Below are 20,323 nucleotides of genomic sequence, written 5' to 3'. Positions count from 1 at the left end.
CCCGCGACAACGGCCACAGCCGGCTGCCCGTGCCGCCACACAGGATCACAGGAACAATCAGGTCCGAGGCGGGCGGCGCAGCAGTCTCAGGCATCTGGTTTCACCTATCGGGGAGAGCGTTCCGTATGTCGCAGGGCTACGGAAAAAGAAAGGCGAAGGCGGGGTCGAACCGTGTCGCCTCATGTCGCGCCCGCCGGCTTGGACCGGCACCGCCCTGACGCCGAGGTTGACGGCGGCTCCCGCAGCCCGCTTAACCGGCCGGCGCAGGACGCAGGCCAATTGAGGAGGGGGGCGCGGGTGTCGAAGCCACGGATCGCCATCGACGGCTACAACCTGGCACTGGACCAGGGCACGGGGGTGGCGACCTACGCCCGGAACCTGTCCCGCTGCCTGGGCAATCTGGGGGCAGAAGTCGGCGTGCTCTACGGCCAGCGCGGCTCCGTCGGCAAAGACGAGCTGCTGCGCGAGGTCACCCTCTACGATGCCCGGCCGAAGCCGCCGCACTGGCTGAAACGCGCCATCGACGACGCGCTTCATGGCGTGAAGCTGTCCTTCGGCGAGGACGCCCTGCCGGTACCCCTGACCGACCGCGTGATCCGGCAGGGGCTGGAGGCGCGGCTGCCGCATGCCGACAGGCTTTGGAATGTGCCAGAGCTGTTCCGCGCGGCGGTGCAGAGCTTCGGCGTGAAGAACAAGATGGGGCGTGTCCGCCTGCCGGATCAGCAGGACGTCATGCACTGGACCTATCCGCTGCCGCTCCGCATCGAGGGCACGAAGAACATCTACACCATCCACGACCTGGTGCCGCTGCGCATGCCCTATGCGACGCTGGACGTGAAGCGCCGCTACCTGGGCACCTGCCGGGCGATCGCGAACCATGCCGACCACATCGTGACGGTCAGCGAGGCCTCGAAGCGGGACATCATAAACCTCCTCGGCATCCCGGCGGAGAAGATCTCCAATACCTACCAGTCCGTCGAGATTCCGGACCGCCTGGCGCGCAAGCCGGAGAACCTGGCCCGCGCCGAGGTGAAGGGCGCCTTCGGCCTGGACTGGGGCGAGTACTGGCTGTTCTTCGGCGCGATCGAGCCGAAGAAGAATGTCGGGCGCCTGATCGAGGCCTATCTCGCCTCCGGCAGCACGAAGCCGCTGGTGATCTGCGGCAAGCAGGCCTGGCAGATGCGCCAGGAGCTCGGCCTGATCTACGACGATGACCACCGCATCATGGCCGATCCCGGCCCCTATGACGGCGTGCAGTCGCTGACCCGCAAGCTGCGCGACCGCGTCATCCTGCTGGACTATGCGCCCTTCCGCCTGCTGGTCAGCCTGATCCGCGGCGCCCGCGCGCTGCTGTTTCCCTCGCTCTACGAGGGCTTCGGACTGCCGGCGCTGGAGGCGATGCTGCTCGGCACGCCGGTGATGACCAGCAATACCTCCTCCCTGCCCGAAGTGGTGGGCGAGGCCGCGCTGACCGTCGACCCCTACGACACCAGGGCGATGGCGGAGGCGATCCAGGCGCTGGACGGCCAGGACGAGCTGCGCGCGGAGCTCGCGGCCCGCGGTCCGCAGCAGGCCGTGCTCTTTGATGCCGCGCATTACGGCCAGCGGCTGACCGAGATGTACGCCAAGCTGGGCATCCGCCTCGGCGGCTAACCAGCCCCCCTTGGCCGCCGAGGCCGGCGCCTCAGCGGACCAGCACTTCCGCCGCCTGCCGCGTGGTCGCCACCGCTTCCGCCGCCTTCAGCACGGCATTCGAGATGCCGTTCACGCTGGTGGAGACGGAGGTCACGGCGGTGGAGGCGCCGTGCATGTTGCCGGACATGCTGCGCGTCACCACGCTCTGCTCCTCGACCGCCGCGGCGGTCTGGGTGACGCTTTCGCGCACGGTGGTGACGGCATCCCGGATGGCACCGAGCGCCCCCGCCACGGCGGCGGAGGTGGCCTGGATGCCGTCGATCTCGCCCGAGATCTGCTGCGTCGCCTGCGCCGCCTGCACGGCCAGGTTCTTCACCTCGCTGGCGACCACGGCAAAGCCCTTGCCCGCCTCCCCGGCCCGGGCGGCCTCGATGGTCGCGTTCAGCGCCAGCAGGTTGATCTGGCTGGCGACATTGCGGATCAGGCCGACGATGCTGGTCATCGCCTGCGCCGCATTGGCCAGCGCCTCCGTGCTATGCGCCACGCTCACGGTCTGGTCGAAGGCGGCATCCGTGGCGGCGCGCGAATTCGCCATGCTGCGCGAGATCTCGCCGATCGAGGCGGCCAGTTCCTCCGCGGCCGCGGCGACCAGCTGCACATTGCTGGCCGTCTCGCCCGCCGCGGCGGAGGCTGTATCGGCCTCGGCGGTGGAATTGCGGATCGCCTCGTCGATCTCCCCGAAATTGCGGTCGATCATCGTCTTGAGGTTGGTCAGGAGATGGACCTGCGCAGTAATGTCGGTGGCGAATTTCACCACCTTCGCGACCCGGCCATGGCTGTCCAAGATCGGGTTGTAGGCGGCCTCGATCCAGACCTCGCGCCCACCCTTGCCGATGCGCCGGAACTGCGCGGCCTGGTACTCGCCGCGCCGCAGCGCATCCCAGAAGGCCTTGTAGCGCACCGGATCCATATCCGCCGGATCGACGAAGATGCGGTGGTTCTGGCCCACCACTTCCTCCAACCTGTAGCCCAGCGCCTTCAAGAAATTGTCGTTGGCGTGCAGCACGGTGCCGTCGGTGGCGAATTCGATCACGGCCTGGGACCGGCTGATGGCGGCCAACTGCGCCTCGTAGTCCAGGTTCTGCAGGCGATCCTTGGCATTGGCCCATTCGACGACGAAGCCGGTCCGCCGCCCGCCATCCCGCAGCGGCGTCACCAGCAGGTCGAAGGCGTGGCTGCCGATGCGGATGGTGGCGGCGTGCGGCACCTCCAGCGCGGCCAGCATCTTGCGCTGATGCGCGGGCGACCTGTGGAAGATGTCGATATTGCTGCCGATCAGGCGATCCACGCTGAACTGCGGCAGTTCCGCGCGAAGATCGGCCTCGGCCTCGCGCATCAGGGCGATGGCCGCAGCGTTCATATAGGTGATGTTCAGCTCGCTATCGGCGATCATCACATTGGTACGCAGGGCGTCCAGGGCACTCATGCCAGACGCCTTCGCTGTTCGAAGCCTGTAGCCTAACATCCGGGTGCCTCACGCAGCCTAACGCGGGTGCGCAGGATGACTGAGAAGTCTTACCCAAGGCTTAGGCTTGCCGGCGGCCCTAGGGGCGTATCGGCAGTCGGGCGAGGCCCGTCAGGCCGGGCAGAGTAGGCCCGCCAGGGCTGAGCCGGAAGGCGCCAGTCCCTCGAAGACGGGACGGGCAAAGTAGAAGCCCTGCATGTAGCGCAGGCCGGTTACGCGCAGCGCCTCGACCTCCTCGCGGCGCTCCAATCCCTCCGCCACCACCTTGATCCCGATGTCGCCGCCCAGCCGGACCAGGCTGGCGATGATGGCGAGCCGAACGCGGTCGCGATCGCAATCCTGCACCAGGGCGCGGTCGATCTTGATGATGTCGGGGCGCAGGTCGGCCAGCCGCGACAGGCCCGAATAGCCGGTGGCGAAATCGTCCAGCGCCACCTGGAAGCCCTGGCGTCGGTATTCCTCGAAGATGCCCCGGGTGTGTGCCAGGTCGACCACCTGCTCGCCCTCGGTCAGTTCGAAGGTCAGGCGGTTCGGAGCCAGGCCGCAGCGCCGCGCCGCCGCCAGGGTCTGGCGGATGCAGGCGCTCGGTTCATAGACCGCATTGGGCAGGAAGTTGATGTTGAGCTGGCAGTCGATGCCGAGACGCGTCGCCAATTCGATCGCCTTGACCCGGCAGGCCTGGTCGAAGGCGTAGAGGTTGCCTGCATTCACCTGGGCCAGCACGCTCGCCGCCCCCTCGTTCCCAGGTCCGCGCACCAGCGCCTCATGCGCGTCGATCCGCACCTCCTGCAGGTCTATCACCGGCTGGAAGGCCATGGTGAAGGGAAACAGGGGCTTGGCGGTCCGGCAGGTCGAACAGGCCGTTGCATTCGGGGACATTGGCGCGGTCCGATACGATTTCGCCCTCGGCAGGGTCAGAACTTTCTACGCCGCAAGGAACGAGAAGTTCGTAAACTTGGCCGAGGTTCCCCCGGTCCAACGACGTCTCCTTACAATGCTCGGAAGCCTGCCGCTGTGCGCAGTCAGCCGGCGCGCAGAAAGACCAGCCGCGCGGCGCCATGTTCCCGCGTCGCCTGCTCCGCATAGCCGGGCAGTTCCAGCGCCTCCTCCCGCCCCAGTTCGGCCACCACCAGCGCGCCGGGGGCCAGCCAGCCGGCCTCCGCCAGCGCCGCCAGCGCCTTGGGCACGAGCTCCCGCCCATAGGGCGGGTCGAGGAAGACCAGGGCACAGGGTGCCGGCGCCTGGCGCGGCCGCAGCGCGTCCCCGCCCAGCACGCTGCACCGTGCCTCCTCCTTCAGCATGGCCACGTTCTGGCGCAACACGGCCAGCGCCACCCGGTCGCTCTCCAGGAAGCTGGCATGCGCCGCCCCACGCGACAGCGCCTCGAGCCCCAGCGCGCCGGACCCTGCGAAGGCGTCCAGCACGCGCTGGTCCTCCACCGCCTCCCGCCCCGCCCAGGGGGCGTGCCAGAGCATGTCGAACAGCGCCTGGCGCACGCGGTCGCTGGTCGGGCGGGTGGTCTCGCCCGGCGGGGCCGCGAGCCTACGCCCGCGGTGGCGTCCGGCGACGAGTCGAAGCACGGGGCGGCCTTTTCGGTTCGGCGTTGCGGGCGCGCGGGATATTGCCGGGGCGCGGCGGGCGCTTGGAAACGGGCGCGGCGGGTTCCGGCGGGGGCGCGGCGGCCGCCACCGCCTCGGCCTCCGCCACCTCGCGCCGGCGGCGCTTGGCCGGAGCCTCGCCGATGCCGAGCTGCTCGCGCATCACCTTGGGATGCACCTCCTCCACCGCGCCCTTGGGCAGCGTGCCGAGCTGGAAGGGGCCATAGGCGGTGCGGATCAGCCGCGTGACCTGCAATCCCAGATGCTGCATCACCCGGCGGATCTCGCGGTTCTTGCCCTCCTTCAGGCTCACCGTCAGCCAGGCGATGCCGCCCTGGCGGCTGTCGAGGCCGCATTCGATGGGGCCGTAGGCCACGCCCTCGATGGTGATGCCGCGCGACAGGGCCGCGAAGGCGCGCTCATCCACATGGCCGAAGACGCGCACGCGGTAGCGGCGCAGCCAGCCATTGCTCGGCAGTTCCAGCTTGCGGGCCAGGGCGCCATCATTGGTCAGCAGCAGCAGCCCCTCGCTGGTCAGATCGAGCCGGCCGATCGAGACCACGCGGCCGATCGCCGGCGGCAGCCGTTCGAAGACCGTGGGGCGGCCCTGCGGGTCCTTGTGGGTGGTGACGACACCATCCGGCTTGTGGTGGCGGAACAGCCGGGTGCGCTCCGCCGTCGCCACCGTCTTGCCGGCGACGGATACGCGGTCGCCCGGCTTCACGAAGGTGGCAGGGCCTTCCACCTTCTTGCCGTTAAGCTTCACCACGCCCTCGGCCACCAGCTTCTCCGCATCGCGGCGGGAGGCGATGCCGGCGCGGGCCAGGTACTTGGCGATGCGCTCGCCGCGCTCGGCACTGTCCTCGGCGGCGTTCCCAACGGTGTCTTCGGGTTGGTCGGTCATCGGCGGGCCGCCTCGACAAAGGCCGCGAGGATATCGGGGTCGCGCGGGTCCACCGCATATTCCGGGTGCCACTGCACGCCCAGCGCGAAGCGGTGGCCGGGCAGCTCGATCCCCTCCACCACGCCATCCGGCGCCAGGGCATTCACCACGCCCTGGCCCGGCGTCGCCACGGCCTGGTGATGGGCGGAATTTACCGCCATGCGGGCACCACCCACGATACGGGCCAGCAGCGTGTCGGGCGTGATCGCCACCTCATGCCCCGGCTCGGTGCGCGGATTGGGCTGCTCATGCGCCAGCGCGCCCGGAACCTCGTCCGGGATATGTTGTATCAATGTCCCGCCCAGGGCCACCGCGAGCAGTTGCTGGCCGCCGCAGATGCCGAGCACCGGCATGTCCCGGTTCAGCGCGGCACGGGTGGCTGCCAGTTCGAAATCGGTCCGGCCAGGCTTCAGCGTCACCTTCGGATGCGGCGGGCCGCCGCCCCAGAGCGCGGGATCCACATCGAAGGCGCCGCCCGTCACCAGCAGCCCGTCGATGACATCGAGATATTCGACCGCCAGTTCGGGATGGTGCGGCAGCGCCACGGGCAGGCCGCCTGCCGCGATGACACTGGCAAAATAGTTCTGGCGGAGCGCGTACCAGGGCAGCTTGGACCAGCCGCCGGCCGATTCCGCATCCAGGGTTACGCCGATGACCGGGCGATTCTTCATGCCGCCGCTATAGCACTTTTGCACAGGCCGGCACGCCCGGAGGCGCGGGTTGCGCGCGGAAACCACTCGACCGAGCCGTGGCGACCGGGCAAAGCAGCGCCATGTCGCCCATGGAGATCGCGCTGCAGGAAGCCGCCGCCGCCGCCGCGCGCGGCGAAGTGCCGGTTGGCGCCGTGGTGACCGATGCCGCCGGCCGGCCGCTGGCCCAGGCGGGCAATGAGGTGGAGGAACGGCGCGACCCCTCCGCCCATGCCGAAATGCTGGCGCTTCGCGCCGCGGCCGCCGCGCTGGGCGACAAGCTGCTGCCCGAGGCGACGCTGTGGGTGACGCTGGAGCCCTGCGCCATGTGCGCCCAGGCCATCGCCCATTTCCGGGTGAGGCGCCTGGTCTTCGGTGCCTATGACCCGAAGGGCGGCGGCGTGGAGCACGGCCCCCGCATTTTTTCCCAACCCACCTGCCACCACGCCCCCGAAGTGGTGGGCGGGGTGCGGGAAAGCGAGGCCGCGGCGCTGCTGCGGGGCTTCTTCGCGAAGCTGCGGTAGCGGTCAGTCCATCGGGATGTTGAAGCGCCGGATCACCGCGCCGTATTGCGTCACCGTGTCCTGCATCAGCCGCTCCAACTCCGCCGGCGTCGAGGAAACGGCCGCGGCCCCGGTGCCCTCCACCGCGGTCCGGTATTCGGGGGAGGCGACGGCGGCCACGACCAGCTCGTTCATCCGCCGCACCACCGCCGGCGGCGTGCCGGCGCCGCCGCAGATGCCGAGCCAGCCGAAGGCGACCAGCTCCATCCCCTGCTCCACCAGCGTCGGCACCTCCGGCGCCACGGCCAGGCGCTGCGGGCTGGTGACGCCGATCGCCCGCACCTGGCCCGCCTGGGCCAGTGGCATGGTGTTCACCAGCGGGCCCACGAAAAGCTGCAGCCGGCCGGCGATCAGGTCCTGCAACACCGGCGGCGTGCCGCGATAGGGCACCTCCACCATGCTGACCCCCGCCGCACCCTCGAACATCCGCGCCACCAGGTTGGGCATGGAGGCCGGGCCGACATGGCCGAAGGCCATCCCCTCCGCCCGCGCCTTCGCCAGCGCCACGAATTCCGCGACATTCGCGGCCGGCAGGCCGTTCGGCACGACCAGCGCGTAATAGGCCCGCGTGATCTGGGAAATCGGCGCCATCTCCCCCAAAGCATAGGGCCGGCTGGCGCTCATCGAATTCAGCGCGTCGATATAGGTGCAGACCAGCAGCGTATGGCCGTCCCGCGGCTGCGCCAGCACATGGTCCAGCGCGATGCGGCCGCCGGCGCCGCTGCGATTCTCCACCACCACCGGCTGGCTGAACTGGCCGCGCAGCTTCTCCGCGATGATGCGGGCGGGGATGTCGGTGGGACCGCCGGCCGGGAAGCCCACCACCAGCCGCAGCGGGCGGTTCGGCCAGGCCTCCTGCGCCACCGCGGGCAGCACGCCCGCCAGCCCGCCCAGCAGCGCCAGCGCCGCCGCCATCCGTCGCATCCGCATGGTCATTTGTCCTGACGTTTCCCCTGGGCGGAGCATGGCGCAGCGCCGCCCGGGGCTCAACCTGCCAGGGGCTCAACCTGCCAGGAGCGCGTCAGGTGGCCTGGTGCACCCCTGCCGCGCGCGGGTCCCACCACCAGGCGGGATCCGGCCGCACCTGCACCCCGCCCTGGAAGCGGGGGGTCGAGCGGTGGCGCGCCGTGCCGGCCAGCACCGCGACGCCGCGCTCGGTCAGCCGCCAGGGCAGATGGGGCGTGATCAGCCGCTGCGGCAGGGCGGACAGGCGCCGCGCCACGTCCCGAAGGATCAGGTCGGTCACCTGGAAGATGGGGTCGGCCTGCAACAGCACGCGCAGCACCGCGGCCTCATCTTCCGCTCCCTCTGCCACCGCCTGCAGCAGGCGCCGCTCGGTCAGGGCCAGGCCATCGCTGCGCCAGGGCAGGTCCTGCAGATGGCGGCGCATCGCGGCGGCCAGATGCGGCAGCGGCAAGGCGCGGCGGGTCAGCCGGTCCAGCGCGACGGGATCCGGGCTGGCGAAGGCGGCCCAGGCCTCGGCGCCCGCTTCAAGCTGGAGCGCGCCGAGCGGCTGCGGCACCAGTGCCGCCAATGCCGCCGGCGCCAGATGCGCAAAGGGCCGCCGGCCATCCGCCGGCATCAGGAACAGCTTCCCGTCCAGCGGCGCGCGCCCGGCCAGCAGCGACAGGACGCGGATCAGGCAGGCCTGGTCCCAGAGGTCGTGCTCGAACCACAGCAGCACGCGGTCGAAGCGGTCCAGCGCGTTCAGCGCCATGTATTCCCGGCCGAGCCGCAGCCGCGCTTCCTGCGCATCCACCCCGGCATGCAGCGCGATCACCCGGGCGCGCTGGCCGAGATAGGCCATGACGTCGTCGTCGGAGACGGCGCCGACGCAGACCGGATCGGCGATCGGCAGGTAGCTGCCGGCGAGGCCGGCCTGCGGCAGCAGGTCGCGCAGGTCGTCGCCGCAGCGGATATGGGCGGTGGAGGTCATGCCGCCGGATGCCATATCCGCGCCGGGTGGGCGAGGCGCGCCCTCGGACTAAAGCCGCAGGCCCAGCCGGCGGATCATCTCACCCTCCTCGGCATATTGCCGGCGCACGAAGGCGGCATATTCGTCCGGGCCGAGGTGGAAGGGCGCCATGTCGAAGCGGTCCAGGATGGCGACATGGGCCGGGTCGAACAGCGCCTCGCGGAAGGCGTCGTGCAGCACCTTCACATGGTCCGGGTTCATCCCCTTCGGCCCGGCCAGCCCATAGGGAGAGGCCGAGACGATATCGATGCCGCTTTCCTTCAGCGTCGGCACATTGGGGAAGCGCTTGGCGCGTTCGGCCGACCAGGTCACCAGCAGCCGCATGCGGCCGGACAGCACCAGCTCTGACCAGCCGGAGCTGTCGGCGCTCGCCTGGATCTGGTTGCCGAGCAGCGCCTGGCTGTTCTCCGCCCAGCCGCGGAAGGGCACATGCGTCCATTCGATGCCGCGCTGGCCGGCGATCTGTTCCATGGTGATATGCAGCGAGGTGCCGACGCCCGGCGTGCCGTAGTTCACCCGGCCCGGATTGGCCTTCGCATAGTCCAGGAACTGCTGGAGGTTCTGCCACGGGCTCTCGGCATTCACCACGATGCCGAACAGGTAGCCGGTCAGGTGGATGACGTAGGTGAAGTCCTCCAGCGGGTTGAACAGCGCGCGGGGGGCCATCTGAGGGTGGCGGAACACGCTGATCGGCATCTGGCTGATGACATAGCCGTCCGGCCGCTCGTTCAGCAGCTGCTGCGGCCCCAGGATGCCGCCGGCGCCGGCGCGATTCTCCACCACGATCGGCTGGCCGAGGCGGCGGGAGGCCTGTTCCGCCAAGGCGCGCATCTGGATATCGGTGGTGCCGCCGGCGGCCCAGGGCACCAGCAGGCGGATCGGGCGGCTGGGGTAGCGGTCCTGGCCCCAGACCGCGGGAGCAGCAAGAAGCGAGGCGCCAAGCCCGAGGGCGGTGCGACGTCCGATGGTCGCCGTGGGAATAGTGGTCACTTCGTGCGGCCTCCCTGCCAGGTGCCGGCCTTTGGCCGGTCATGCCCTGTTCTGGTATCGCGCCGCGCGCCGCGCCGCAATCGCCGCACGACCCTGCCGCGGCTCCTGCCGCGGCGATGGGTCGGTCACGTCCGCGCGTGCCTCAGTTCATGAAGACACGCGCCGAGAGGGCGGACTGGAAGATCAGGTTCAGCAGGTCGCGGGCGATCTGGAAGTTCTTCGGATCCAGCCGCGGCAGAGCGATCAGCTCGTCCCCCGGCGCCGGGCCTTCCGTCGGCTCCAGGATCAGCTCGCCCGAAGCCTTGCGGATCATCACCTGGCTTTCCACGCCACGCTCCGCAAAGCCACCGGCCGCGCGCACATAGTCCGGGATGCGCATGTCGGGGCGCCAGACCACCGCCTGCGGCACCGAGACCTCGCCCGAGACCAGCACCGTCTGCACCCGTTCCGGGATGACCACGGTATCGCCATCCTCCAGCCGCACATCGGCGCAGCGGCCGGTGCGGTCCATCACCACCAGGCGGCCTTCCGGACGGGTGCGGCGGGCGCGCTGGATATAGGTGGAGACGAGGTTGGCCTCGACCGCCCGGATCTCGGCGACGCCGGTGGTGGAGGAGACGGACATGAACAGCTGGCGCTCCAGCCGGTCCATCGCCTCGTTGATCACCCGCGTCTGCTGCGCCGCGACCGAAGGGCGCAGCAGGAAGACGCCGGCCGTATTCGCCAGCACCGGGTCCACCGCCACATGGTCCAGCAGCGTGCAGAGCGTGGTGTCGCGGTCCGCAATGAGCACGGAGGGGCCGATGCGGCTGCCCTCGACGCTGACGCGCACGGTCGGCGCCGGACTGTCGGTGATGAAGGTGACGGTGTCCTGGTCCTGCAATTGCAGGCCGGCCAGTTCCCGCACCGTGGCATAGCGCGCGAAGGGCTGGCCGCCGCGGCTGCCGCGGATCACCGCATTGGTGGCGGAGGGCAGCGGCGAGGCCAGGCTCAGCAGCTCGCGCCCCGGCATGGTCCGGCCGCTGACCTCGAAGAGGAAGTTGTTGCGCACGGCGCCATCGGCCCCGACCATCGCGCCCTGCGGCGCCACCACGATGGTATCGCCTTCCTGCAGGGTGATATTGGGCAGCTGGCCGGTCAGCAGGAAGCGGTAGAGGTCGATCCGCACCACCGTGCGGCCGCCGCGGTTCACCGTGATATCACGGTAGGAACCGCGGCCCGGATCCACGCCGCCGGCGCGGGTCAGGTAGTCGAGCACGCTGTCGGACCCGGCGCCGAGGTGGCGGCCAGGCGCCCGAACCGGGCCGGTGACGAAGACGCCGACCTGGCTGGCGTTCAGCAGTACGGCATAGACCTGCACCTGCTGCGAATAGACGCGGCGCACCTCGGCCTCGACCACCCGCTGCACGTCGCCGGCGCGGGTGCCGGCCAGACGGATCGGGCCGATCTGCGGCAGGAAGAGATTGCCCTCCGGATCCACCACGCCGACCACGGAAGCCTCGATGAAGCCCCAGATGGTGACGGAGACGCGGTCGCCCGGGCGGATCACGTAGTTCGGATTCGGCGTATCGGTGGCCGAGGGCGGCGCCCGGGTGAAAAGCGCCGCGCCGAAGACGACGGTCGCCGGGCCCGCGGCGCGGGCAGGGTCGCCGATCGGGCCCACCGCGGTCGGCCCGCCCTCCGCCGCCGTGGCGGATCCGGCGCGGGAGGTGGTGATGGTATCGGCCGCGGCGCCCAGCAGGTTCGGCAAGGTGCCAACGGCGGGGCCCCGCGTGGCGGCCTGCCCGGTCAGGCCAGGCGGCTGCACCTGCGCGCCGGCTGCGACCGGCAGCAGCAGCGCCAGCAGAAGGACCAGTCGGCGCAGGATTGCGTTCGTGCGGCGGTCGAGGTGGTGCATGTCGGGCGCGATCCGGAAGCTGGGGCCGGCAAACCGCTGGCCGGCGTGAAATTGTCCTGTCCTGGCGCAAAATGCCATGCTGTTGAGGCTGGCAGCGAAGGATTGCCCGCAAGCTGTTGCAGCGGGTCATCACCCGGCGGCGCCGCGCGCATCGCGCGGGCCGGGCGGGTGGGCCGAGGCCCGGCCCGCCTTGGTCAGCGGGCCGGCTTCAGCCTGGCCTGGTCAGCTCGCATGTTCCCGCGCGCCGGCCATGATCAGCCAGCCAATGGCAAAGAGCACAGTCAGCGCCACCAGCAGCGTGACGGTGTTGAACATGGCCTTCGGGAAGGTCGCGCGTTCCGCCAGGTTGGGCTCCACCACGCGCATCAGGAAGACCTGCTGGCGCTGGGCATCGGCCCGGGCCGCCTCCAGCGAGCCGATGGCGGAGGCATAGACCCGCTCGGCGAATTCGCGCTCCAGCGTCAGTCGCTCATAGCCCGAAAGCTGCTGCGTCAGGTTTTCCTCACCCCGGGTGCGCCTGGCGCGCTCCACGGCGATCTGCGCCTGCAGCGCCGCGATGCGGTTCTGCAGCACCTGGATCTGCGGATTGTCGCGCCGCATGAAGGCCTGCTTTTCCTGCAGTTCCGCGCGCGTCTGCGCCAGCACGCCCTCCAGCCGCCCGATGGTCTCGACGGCCGTGCCTGCGGCGGCGGTCGGGTCGAGCGTCTGCTCGCGCTCGCGGAAGGCGGTCAGCGCCTCGCGCGCCGCGATGACCCGGCGTTCCGCAATCTGCACCTCCTCCCGGCCCACCCGCAGCGTGTCCTGCGAGGTGCGGGCGGAGAAGCGGTTCACCAGCTCCTCGGACAGGCTGAGCAGCGCCTCGGCGATCGCCTTGGAATCCTCGGGTCGGTAGGCCAGGACCTTCAGGGTGATCAGGCCGGTCTCGAGGTCGTATTCCACCGTCACCCGGCGCCGATAGTAGCGCAGCAGCCTTTCGGCCTCGGGGTTCTCGTACCAGAGGCGGGAGATCCGGTCCGCCTCGGGGCGGCGCCAGATCTCGGCGAGGTCCAGCTGGCGGCCGAGCCCGTTCACCGCATCCAGGCTGTCGATGAAGGAGGTGACGGCCTGCGCCTCCTCCGCACCCGTGCGCAGCGAGCCGGCCGAGGCGCCGAGGATGCTGGCGATGCCGCCGGCGCCGGACGCGTTCGCGCCCGGCCGGCCCCGCACCAGGATGCGGGCCTCCGCCTCGTACATGTCGGCCGCATAGGTCGCGTAGTAGAGTCCGACCAGCGCGGTCGGTAGCAGGACGAGCAGCACATACCACCCCATCCCGCTCTTCGGCCGCAGCCGCGCGAGAAGGCTTGGTCGCGGCTGGACTCGCGGCCGCGGCGGCGCCTCGACGCCCGTGGTGGTGGAGACAGCCTCAGAGGGCCTTATAGGTGGCGACAGCTTCATCGACATCCTCGAAGAAGGTCAGGCTGCCTTCATTCAGCACCGCTGCAGTGCGGCAATACATTTTCAGGTGTTCCGGGACGTGGCTGACCAGCACCAGGGAGCGGCCGCGGGTTTTTTCGGCCAGCAGCGCCTGGGCCCGCGCCACGAAGCGCTGGTCGCCGGTCGCCGTCACCTCGTCGATCAGGTAGCAGTCGAAATCCACCGCGAAGGACAGGCCGAGCAGCAGCCGGCCCATCATGCCGACCGAATAGGTCTTGGCCGGCATGTCCATATAGGGCCCAAGTTCGGCAAAGTCCTCGACGAAATCGAGCACCTTCTTGATCGGCTGATTGTAGATGCGGGCGATGAAACGGGCATTGTCAGCGCCCGACATCGAGTTCTGCAGCCCGACCCCATGCGCCAGCGGCCAGGACACGGTCATGCGCCGTTCGATCCGGCCGGAATTCGGATGCTCGACGCCGGCCAGCATGCGCACCAGGGTGGACTTGCCGGCGCCGTTGCGGCCGAGGATGCCCAGCGCATCGCCCGGCCGGATGATGCCGGAGACATTGCGCAGCACATGCTTCTTGCCGCCGCCGCGCAGATCGTAGTGCTTGGAGACGCGGTCGAAGTAGATCATCGCCCCGCTTCCCCTAGAACTCGAGCTTGGCGCGCACGGCCCGCACGGCGGCCATGCCGAGCAGGTTCACGATCACGACCCAGCCGATGACATAGGTCAGGTCGTAATAGGCCGGTATCTGGTCCCCGAACATGCCGTCGCGCAGCATCTCATGGATATTGGCCTGGGGGTTCCACAGCAGGATCTCCCGCCATCTGGCCGGCAGGAAATGCAGGGCGAATAGCGCGCCGGAGAAGGGCAGCGCGATATAGGTCAGCGGGTGGACGATGCGGTCCACCACCTCCCACCGCGCGGCGCCCGCCGCGACCAGCAGGCCCAGGCCATTGGCGAAGGCGAACATCAGCAGCAGCGCGAAGACCATGGTCGGCAGATCATACGGGCTGAAGTCCGTGATCCAGGCCGTACCTGCCAGCACGATGACGAGCACGCAGGTCACCGCACCCATCTCCAGCAGGTTGCGCGCCAGCATGATGTCCAGCAGCCGCACCTGGCGGTGGTACATCAGCGTCATATTGGCCTGGAAGGCCGTGGTGGCGCGGTTGATGATCGCGCGAAAGGCGAAGTAGGGCGCGTAGCCGACCACGACGAAGAGGAAGGGCGGCACATTGCCCATCTCGCGCGACTGCATCAGCGATTTCAGCAGGCCGATCACGCCCGCCAGGAGCAGCGGCTCCAGGAACAGCCAGAGGAAGCCCAGATGGCCGCGCCCGAAACGCGTCTGCAGTTCCCGCAGCAGCAGGGCGTGTATTACCCGGCCCTGCACCCGCAGGCCTTCCAGGGTTCGGTAGAACTCGCTCCTGCGCTCCGGCAGATCACCCGGCAGGCCGCCGGAGCCGCCGGTGGCGGCACTCACGGCCTTGCGGCCCCGCCGCCCCGCAGCAGCGGCCGGGCCTCGACCCACCCACCCGGTACGGCGCAGACCAGGCGGGAGCGTTCGACCATGCCGGATCCCACCAGAAGTTCGCGGCACTCTCGCCCGCTGGCGGCGTTATAGGCCCGCACCACGCGAACCTGCGCGGTCTGGCCATCCGGCAGCGCGATCCGCTGCGAGGTGCCGGGCGCCGCCTGGCCGGCGAAGATCACCACCGGATCGGTCGAGGCCGGCGCGCTTGCAGGCGCCGCGGCGGGGCCTGAGAACAGCCCCTCCCCCACGCCGCGGGAACATCCCGCCAGGGCGATCAGCCCCAGCAGCGCAACCGAGGCGCGCAGCGGCAGTCGACCGCGAGGGGAGCCAGCCGGCAGGGCCGGGGCCTGTTTGCGATGCATCATGGCGTGGCACACTAGCCGAACGGCAGCGCTTAGGCAAAATGCAAAAACATGCAGCGACCTGTGCAAGATGGAGGCGGCTCGCCCCCGCCGGCCCTGCCGCCGCTGCTGCGGCTGGACCCCGCGCAGCTTGCGGCCCTGCCGCATCTGCCGGCCTTCTTCCCCGGTCACTGGATGGCCGAAGCGGCGGAGACGGAATCGGTCGCGGCGCTGCCCGTCGGCGCGCCCGGGCCGGCCCAGCTGCGCTATACGCCCGGCCCCTTCCGCCCGCCCCGCCTGGGCACGCGGCAGGTGCCGGTGCTGCTGGTGGTCGGCGCGGGTCCGGACCCGGTCGCCGACGCCCTGGCTGCGCCGCCCGCCCAGCCGGACCTTGCCCTGGCGCGCGCAGTGATGGCCACGATGGTCGAAGGACGGCTCGGCGCACCGCCGGGCCTGCCGGACCTGCCGCTGGCCACCGGCCAGGCCCGCTGCATCCTGCTCGACCCCTGCGACCCGCGGCAGAAGGAAGCGGCCGAGGCCAGGCTGCGCCGCCTTCAGGCTGCGCAGGCCGAGCCGCTGCTGCTGCGCGATCCCTTCGCCCTGGGCGCGCCGGTGCTGCCCGGCAGCCTGCCGGCCCCGGACCCCTGGCGGCTGCTCGACACCCGCCTGCCGCTGCACGGCGCCAGCCGCGACCTCGCCTTGCTGGCCCTGGCCGCCGGGGTGCCGCTGGCCGATGGCCCGCTGGACGGCGCCGACCCCACCGCCATCTGGGCCGCGATCCTCGCCGCAACCCGCGCCGCCGACCCCTTCAGCGGCCAGCCCTGCACCATCGAGGCGGCGCTGGACCTGCTGGCGCTGTGGCGGGAGCGGGAGGCGGAGTCGCGCGGCATCGCCGCCTGCCTCGGCGTGCACCCCTACAAGCGCGAGCGGCTGCGCGATTTGCTCGCCTCCGCCAGCCCCCCACCCGCATTCGCGGGCAGCCCGGCGCGGGCCATCACACTGGCAAAGGCCCGGGGCGGCGCGCTGCTGGCCTGGTCCGCCAGCGCGCCGGAGGACCTGCCGGCGCGCTGCGCCGCGGCCGGTGTGCCCCTGGCCTGGCTGGAGGATGGCTTCATCCGCTCCGCCGGCCTCGGCGCCGCTTTTCGGGCCGGCGCCTCCTTCGCGCTGGACCAGCATGGCCCCTATTACGATCCGGGGCGGGAGAGCGACCTGGCGCGGCTGCTGGCAACCGAGACCTTCCCGCCGGCGCTGCTGGCCCGCGCCCGGGCGCTGCGCCGGGCCGTGGTGGCGCGCGGGGTCACCAAGTACAATCTGGGCGGCGCGGTGCCCGCCATCGGCGCCCCGCCCGGCCGGCGCCGCATCCTGGTGCCGGGCCAGGTGGAGGACGATGCCTCCATCCGCCAGGGCGCCGGCGCCATCCGCCGCAACCTGGACCTTTTGCGCGCGGTACGCGCGGCGGCGCCGGAGGCCTGGCTGATCTACAAGCCGCACCCGGATATCGAGGCCGGCTTCCGCCGCGGCCGCATCGCCGCCGCGGAGCTGGACGGCGTGGCGGACCAGGTGCTGCGCAGCGCGCCCATGGCGCCGCTCTTCGGGCTGGTGGACGAGGTCCATACCATCACCTCCCTCACCGGCTTCGAGGCGCTGCTGCGCGGCCTGCCCGTGACCTGCTGGGGTACGCCCTTCTATGCCGGCTGGGGCCTGACCACCGACCACGGCCCGGTTGCGACACCACCCAGGACCCGCCGCCTGACCTTGGACGAGCTGGTGGCCGGGGCGCTGATCCTCTATCCGCGCTGCATCGACCCCCTCACCCTGCTGCCCTGCCCGCCGGAGGTGCTGCTGGACCGCATGGACCGCCCCGACCTGTTTCCTCCCGGCCGCCGCGCCCGGCTGCGCGCCGCCCAGGGCTTCGTCACCCGCGCCATCGCCTGGATGCGGGGCTGGCGATGACGGGCGTGGTCATCTCCGGCGCCTCCCGCGGGCTCGGCGCCGCGCTGGCGCTGCGCCAGGCCGCGCCCGGCACCCGCCTGCTGCTCACCGCCCGCAGCGCCGCGGCGCTGGAGGCTGTGGCGGAGGCCTGCCGCGCGCGCGGCGCCACCGTGACCACCCTGGCCTGCGACGTGACCGAGGCGGCGACGCTGGCCGCCGCCCTTTCGGCCTTCGAGGCCGCAGGGCCGGTCGATCTCGTCATCGCCAATGCCGGCACCTCCGCCGGCACCACGCCGGATGGCACGCCGGAGGATGCGGCGGCGGCGGCGCGGCAGGTGGCGGTGAACCTGATCGGCGCCATCAACCTGGTCGGCCCGCTGCTGCCGGGGATGCGGGCGCGGCGGGCGGGGCGCATCGGGCTCATCGCCTCCGTCGCCGGGCTGCGCGGCCTGCCGGATTTTCCAGGCTATTGCGCCAGCAAGGCAGGGTTGATCGGATGGGGAGAGGCGCTGCGCGCCCAGCTCGGCCCGGCCGGCATCCGGGTGACGGTGGTGACGCCGGGCTTCTTCGACAGCGCCATGGGCGCGCGCTTCCACGGCCGGCGGATGCTCGTGCTCAGCCAGGACGAGGCCGCGGATCGCGTGCACCGCGCGCTCGCCGCCGGCGCGCCGCGCGCCGCCTTCCCCTGGGCCTTGGCGCTCGGCCTGCGGCTTCTGGGGTTGCTGCCGCCCCGGCTGGGCGACTGGGCGGTGCGGCGCATGCGCTTTCGGGTCAGCCCGGAGGGCTGACCTCCATTATTCCACCACGGCGCCCGAGGCGCGGATCACCGGGGCGAGCTGGGCGGCGCTGGCCCTGCGGAAGTCGAACAGCGCCTCCGGCCCCATCGGCCAGGGGGTCGCGCCATTCTCGGCGAATTTCGCCTGCAGGTCGCGGCTGGCCAGCGCCTGGCGCGTCAGCTCCGCCAGCCGCTCCACCATGGCCCGCGGCAGCGCCGCCGGGGCGACGATCCCGGCCCAGGAGGTCAGCTCGAAGCCCGGCAGGAATTCCGCCATGGTCGGAACCTCCGGCGCCTGCGGGCTGCGTTCCAGGCCGGTGACCGCCAGCGCCCGGGCCTGGCCGCCGCGCGCGCTGGCCAGGCTCTGCGGGATATTGTCGAAGATCATGTGCACGCGCCCGGCCTGCACATCCAGCTGCGCCGCCGCGCCGCCGCGATAGGGCACATGCACCATGTCCAGCCCGGCCATCTGCTTGAACATCTCGCCCGCCAAATGGACGGTGGTGCCGGAGCCGGGGCTGGCGAAGGTATAGCGGCCGGGATTGGCGCGGATCAGCGCGATCAGCTCCGGCACCGTCTGCGCCGGCACGTCCTTGTTGACGATCAACAGGTTCGGCAGCTGCCACAGCCCGCCGACATAGGTGAAGTCCCGCTCCACATCGAAGGCCATGTTGGGCCGCAGCGTCGGCGAGATCGCGAGGGAGGAGACGGAGCCCAGCCCGATCACCGTGCCATCGGCCGGTGAGCGCGCGATCGCCGTCATGCCGATATTGCCGCCCGCGCCCGCACGGTTTTCCACCACGAAGGACTGGCCGGACAGCTCGCCCAGCTTGGCGCAGACCAGCCGCACCAGCGTATCCACCCCGCCGCCGGGGGCGAAGGGCGTGATGAAGCGCACCGGCTGGTTCGGCCAGCGGCCCTGCGCCAGGGACACCCCGGGCACCGCCACCGTGGCCATCAGGCTGCGTCGTGAGATGTGCATGCGACCCTCCTTCCCATCCCGCCAGGGCTCTTCGGCCCCGTCGCGAAACAGTAACGAGATGGGCGCGCGCGCGTAAACCTCCGGCTTCGCGGGGCGCGGTGGCGCCTCAGCCCGCCGCCTGCGATGCCCCCGCGTCGCGCAGTCCGGGCGCGGCTTCCGGCAGGCGCGGGCCGACCTTGTCGGCATGCAGCGCCTGGACGATGGCCTGCACCGCCGCCACCCGGCCCTCCCGCCCGTAGAACACACCGCGCAGCTGCGTCGTGCCCTGCAGCGCAGCCAGGAAGGCATCGCGCAGCTCCAGGTCGGGCAGCATCGCCTCCGCCCAGAAGCGGTCGAGCGGCCCCTGATGCGCGAGGCCGGGCACGTTCCACACCGCCTGTCCCAGCGCCTTGGCCGGCCGGCCCAGCGCCAGTGCCCGCAGCCCCACCGTGCTGTTGATGGTGATCAGCCCGCGCGCCCGCTGCAGCATGGCGTCCAGCGCGCCGTGATGCGCCACATGCACCCGGCCACTGACGCCCGCCCGCGCCGCCATGGCCGCCACCCGGCGGGGCCAGCGTTTCACGCAGGGGTCCAGCGGATGCACCTTCACCAGCAGATGCGCCGCCGCCGGCGCCATCCGGGCGAAGCTGTCCAGCACCTCCGCGATCGGCGTATCGAGGTCGGGATAGGGCGAATAGGCGCGGACCGAGAAATCGGTCTCCATCTGCATGGCAAAAAGCCAGAAGGGCGCGTCCCCGATGCGGGCCAGGGCGCGCTCGCCCTCGGCATATTCCGCGCGCCGGCGCAGCAGCCGCCGGGCGATGCCGAAATAGGTGGTGACCGGGTGATGCAGCTGGTGGCTGCGGTAATGCGGGAAGGGCCAGGGCGCCAGGTTCGCCAGGTGATAGGCCACGTCCCACATGGCCTGCAGGCGGAAGTCGTCGCGATAGCGCTCGTTCAGGTCGGCCGGCGGCAGGCCAGCGGCCAGGGCGCGAATGGCCGCCGGGTCGCGCGGGAAATGGCTGTCGCCGCCCATCCCGTCCCGCTCCAGCGTCACCCAGTCTGGCCGGAAATAGCCGAAATCCGTCACCGCCACCGCGATGCCGCGCTGATGCGACGCGGCGATCGCGGCGCGATGGTAGTCGCGCTGTTCCCCCAGCAGCAGAATATCGGTGATGCCGTGCTGGTCCAGGTAGCTGCCGATGAACTCCGGCCAGGCGCTCTCCCGGTCCCGGAAATCCACCGCCTTCCGCAGGCCGGGCTGCTGCTGCCAGAACAGCCGGTCGCCGAGCGAGAGGTTGATGCGGTGCACCTCATGCCCCAGCTGCGCCAGCCCGGCCGCCACCTCGGCGAAGACCGGGCTGATCGGGCCCTGCAGGAAGAGGAAGCGGCGCGGTCCAGGGCGGGCCCCCGCAACACGCCCCGGCTGGGAATGCGGCCCGGTGCAGCTTTCCAGCGGCATGCCACCGGGCAGGCTGCCTTCCAATCCAGTGTCCGGAACGGAAGCGAAGGGGTCTGACGACGACATGGATGCCGCATAGC

Annotated in this window: 19 protein-coding genes and 1 pseudogene; 4 read left to right on the top strand and 16 right to left on the bottom strand. The window is 71.1% G+C overall.

All coding sequences use genetic code 11. The features are described from left to right. Nucleotides 1–94, bottom strand: a 94-nt coding sequence (locus tag J3S20_RS31310; RefSeq protein WP_216839782.1) for a sugar phosphate nucleotidyltransferase, incomplete at its 3' end; no start/stop codon positions are given. A gap of 203 nt (nt 95–297) precedes the next feature. Between J3S20_RS31310 and J3S20_RS25675 the strand changes: the two genes are divergently transcribed. Further along, the gene (locus J3S20_RS25675) at nt 298–1,653 is read left to right on the top strand and encodes a glycosyltransferase family 4 protein (protein WP_216839762.1); all 1,356 of its coding nucleotides are present in this window, start codon (nt 298–300) and stop codon (nt 1,651–1,653) included. A gap of 31 nt (nt 1,654–1,684) precedes the next feature. Here J3S20_RS25675 and J3S20_RS30995 read toward each other — a convergent pair whose 3' ends face one another. From J3S20_RS30995 to J3S20_RS25650, 5 genes and pseudogenes are all read right to left on the bottom strand, one after another. Further along, complete coding sequence (locus J3S20_RS30995) at nt 1,685–3,121, bottom strand: methyl-accepting chemotaxis protein (RefSeq protein WP_281419616.1); 1,437 nt, start codon at nt 3,119–3,121, stop codon at nt 1,685–1,687. 150 nt (nt 3,122–3,271) lie between these two features. Then, on the bottom strand, nt 3,272–4,039 hold the full coding sequence (locus J3S20_RS25665) for an EAL domain-containing protein (RefSeq protein WP_216839760.1): 768 nt from the start codon (nt 4,037–4,039) through the stop codon (nt 3,272–3,274). 143 nt (nt 4,040–4,182) lie between these two features. Further along, the gene (rsmD, locus tag J3S20_RS25660) at nt 4,183–4,740 is read right to left on the bottom strand and encodes a 16S rRNA (guanine(966)-N(2))-methyltransferase RsmD (RefSeq protein WP_343215307.1); all 558 of its coding nucleotides are present in this window, start codon (nt 4,738–4,740) and stop codon (nt 4,183–4,185) included. A gap of 136 nt (nt 4,741–4,876) precedes the next feature. Next, a pseudogene (locus J3S20_RS25655) lies at nt 4,877–5,662 on the bottom strand (pseudouridine synthase); the annotation flags it as partial. Then, nucleotides 5,659–6,372: a gamma-glutamyl-gamma-aminobutyrate hydrolase family protein gene (locus tag J3S20_RS25650; RefSeq protein WP_216839758.1), complete on the bottom strand. Its 714-nt coding sequence runs from the start codon at nt 6,370–6,372 to the stop codon at nt 5,659–5,661. The pseudogene J3S20_RS25655 and the gene J3S20_RS25650, both read right to left, overlap by 4 nt. A 110-nt stretch (nt 6,373–6,482) precedes the next feature. On the opposite strand from J3S20_RS25650, the gene J3S20_RS25645 reads away from it, so the two are divergent. Further along, nucleotides 6,483–6,914 (top strand): nucleoside deaminase, encoded by a 432-nt coding sequence (locus J3S20_RS25645; protein ID WP_216839780.1) that lies wholly within the window; start codon nt 6,483–6,485, stop codon nt 6,912–6,914. A 3-nt stretch (nt 6,915–6,917) separates the two neighbouring features. Here the strand turns inward: J3S20_RS25645 and J3S20_RS25640 are convergent, their stop codons facing one another. The 8 genes from J3S20_RS25640 to J3S20_RS25605 all read right to left on the bottom strand — a co-directional run bounded on the left by J3S20_RS25640 (nt 6,918) and on the right by J3S20_RS25605 (nt 15,137). Further along, a complete protein-coding gene (locus J3S20_RS25640) occupies nt 6,918–7,883 on the bottom strand; it encodes a Bug family tripartite tricarboxylate transporter substrate binding protein (RefSeq protein ID WP_216839757.1) in 966 nt (321 codons plus the stop codon). A 91-nt stretch (nt 7,884–7,974) separates the two neighbouring features. Next, nucleotides 7,975–8,889: a DUF1835 domain-containing protein gene (locus J3S20_RS25635; RefSeq protein ID WP_216839756.1), complete on the bottom strand. Its 915-nt coding sequence runs from the start codon at nt 8,887–8,889 to the stop codon at nt 7,975–7,977. Nucleotides 8,890–8,937: 48 nt separating this feature from the next. Further along, entirely contained in the window at nt 8,938–9,918 is a 981-nt protein-coding gene (locus J3S20_RS25630; protein ID WP_343215306.1) for a tripartite tricarboxylate transporter substrate binding protein, read from the bottom strand. A gap of 142 nt (nt 9,919–10,060) precedes the next feature. After that, the gene (locus J3S20_RS25625; protein ID WP_216839755.1) at nt 10,061–11,815 is read right to left on the bottom strand and encodes a polysaccharide biosynthesis/export family protein; all 1,755 of its coding nucleotides are present in this window, start codon (nt 11,813–11,815) and stop codon (nt 10,061–10,063) included. A gap of 222 nt (nt 11,816–12,037) precedes the next feature. Next, nucleotides 12,038–13,111, bottom strand: coding sequence for a capsule biosynthesis protein (locus J3S20_RS25620; protein ID WP_343215305.1), 1,074 nt, complete (start codon nt 13,109–13,111; stop codon nt 12,038–12,040). Between the two features lie 106 nt (nt 13,112–13,217). Next, nucleotides 13,218–13,868 (bottom strand): ABC transporter ATP-binding protein, encoded by a 651-nt coding sequence (locus J3S20_RS25615; protein ID WP_216839754.1) that lies wholly within the window; start codon nt 13,866–13,868, stop codon nt 13,218–13,220. 13 nt (nt 13,869–13,881) lie between these two features. Beyond that, entirely contained in the window at nt 13,882–14,721 is an 840-nt protein-coding gene (locus J3S20_RS25610; RefSeq protein WP_216839753.1) for an ABC transporter permease, read from the bottom strand. Further along, the gene (locus tag J3S20_RS25605; protein WP_216839752.1) at nt 14,718–15,137 is read right to left on the bottom strand and encodes a DVU3141 family protein; all 420 of its coding nucleotides are present in this window, start codon (nt 15,135–15,137) and stop codon (nt 14,718–14,720) included. The genes J3S20_RS25610 and J3S20_RS25605 overlap by 4 nt, the downstream gene beginning before the upstream one ends. Nucleotides 15,138–15,185: 48 nt before the next feature. Between J3S20_RS25605 and J3S20_RS25600 the strand changes: the two genes are divergently transcribed. Then, entirely contained in the window at nt 15,186–17,066 is a 1,881-nt protein-coding gene (locus tag J3S20_RS25600; RefSeq protein WP_216839751.1) for a capsular polysaccharide export protein, LipB/KpsS family, read from the top strand. Continuing rightward, nucleotides 17,063–17,833, top strand: a complete 771-nt coding sequence (locus tag J3S20_RS25595) for an SDR family NAD(P)-dependent oxidoreductase (protein WP_216839750.1) — start codon at nt 17,063–17,065, stop codon at nt 17,831–17,833. Before J3S20_RS25600 ends, J3S20_RS25595 begins: the two co-directional genes overlap by 4 nt. A 6-nt stretch (nt 17,834–17,839) precedes the next feature. Here J3S20_RS25595 and J3S20_RS25590 read toward each other — a convergent pair whose 3' ends face one another. Continuing rightward, nucleotides 17,840–18,802, bottom strand: a complete 963-nt coding sequence (locus J3S20_RS25590) for a Bug family tripartite tricarboxylate transporter substrate binding protein (protein ID WP_216839749.1) — start codon at nt 18,800–18,802, stop codon at nt 17,840–17,842. A gap of 106 nt (nt 18,803–18,908) precedes the next feature. Beyond that, nucleotides 18,909–20,243: a capsule biosynthesis protein gene (locus tag J3S20_RS25585; RefSeq protein ID WP_216839748.1), complete on the bottom strand. Its 1,335-nt coding sequence runs from the start codon at nt 20,241–20,243 to the stop codon at nt 18,909–18,911. Between the last annotated feature and the right edge of the window lie 80 nt (nt 20,244–20,323).

The organism is Falsiroseomonas tokyonensis (assembly GCF_019024325.1).
In the GTDB taxonomy this organism is placed as follows: Bacteria; Pseudomonadota; Alphaproteobacteria; order Acetobacterales; family Acetobacteraceae; genus Falsiroseomonas; species Falsiroseomonas tokyonensis.
The sequence above is the reverse complement of the archived record's forward strand: the minus strand, read 5'-3'. Positions and strand labels throughout refer to the sequence as shown.

Bases quoted from the DNA above. Each gene is read 5' to 3' on its own strand.
- J3S20_RS30995 (WP_281419616.1), bottom strand. From the start codon at position 3,121: ATGAGTGCCCTGGACGCCCTGCGTACCAATGTGATGATCGCCGATAGC.
- J3S20_RS25665 (WP_216839760.1), bottom strand. From the start codon at position 4,039: ATGTCCCCGAATGCAACGGCCTGTTCGACCTGCCGGACCGCCAAGCCC.
- J3S20_RS25650 (WP_216839758.1), bottom strand. From the start codon at position 6,372: ATGAAGAATCGCCCGGTCATCGGCGTAACCCTGGATGCGGAATCGGCC.
- J3S20_RS25645 (WP_216839780.1), top strand. From the start codon at position 6,483: ATGGAGATCGCGCTGCAGGAAGCCGCCGCCGCCGCCGCGCGCGGCGAA.
- J3S20_RS25640 (WP_216839757.1), bottom strand. From the start codon at position 7,883: ATGCGGATGCGACGGATGGCGGCGGCGCTGGCGCTGCTGGGCGGGCTG.
- J3S20_RS25635 (WP_216839756.1), bottom strand. From the start codon at position 8,889: ATGACCTCCACCGCCCATATCCGCTGCGGCGACGACCTGCGCGACCTG.
- J3S20_RS25625 (WP_216839755.1), bottom strand. From the start codon at position 11,815: ATGCACCACCTCGACCGCCGCACGAACGCAATCCTGCGCCGACTGGTC.
- J3S20_RS25615 (WP_216839754.1), bottom strand. From the start codon at position 13,868: ATGATCTACTTCGACCGCGTCTCCAAGCACTACGATCTGCGCGGCGGC.
- J3S20_RS25605 (WP_216839752.1), bottom strand. From the start codon at position 15,137: ATGATGCATCGCAAACAGGCCCCGGCCCTGCCGGCTGGCTCCCCTCGC.
- J3S20_RS25600 (WP_216839751.1), top strand. From the start codon at position 15,186: ATGCAGCGACCTGTGCAAGATGGAGGCGGCTCGCCCCCGCCGGCCCTG.
- J3S20_RS25595 (WP_216839750.1), top strand. From the start codon at position 17,063: ATGACGGGCGTGGTCATCTCCGGCGCCTCCCGCGGGCTCGGCGCCGCG.
- J3S20_RS25590 (WP_216839749.1), bottom strand. From the start codon at position 18,802: ATGCACATCTCACGACGCAGCCTGATGGCCACGGTGGCGGTGCCCGGG.
- J3S20_RS25585 (WP_216839748.1), bottom strand. From the start codon at position 20,243: ATGCCGCTGGAAAGCTGCACCGGGCCGCATTCCCAGCCGGGGCGTGTT.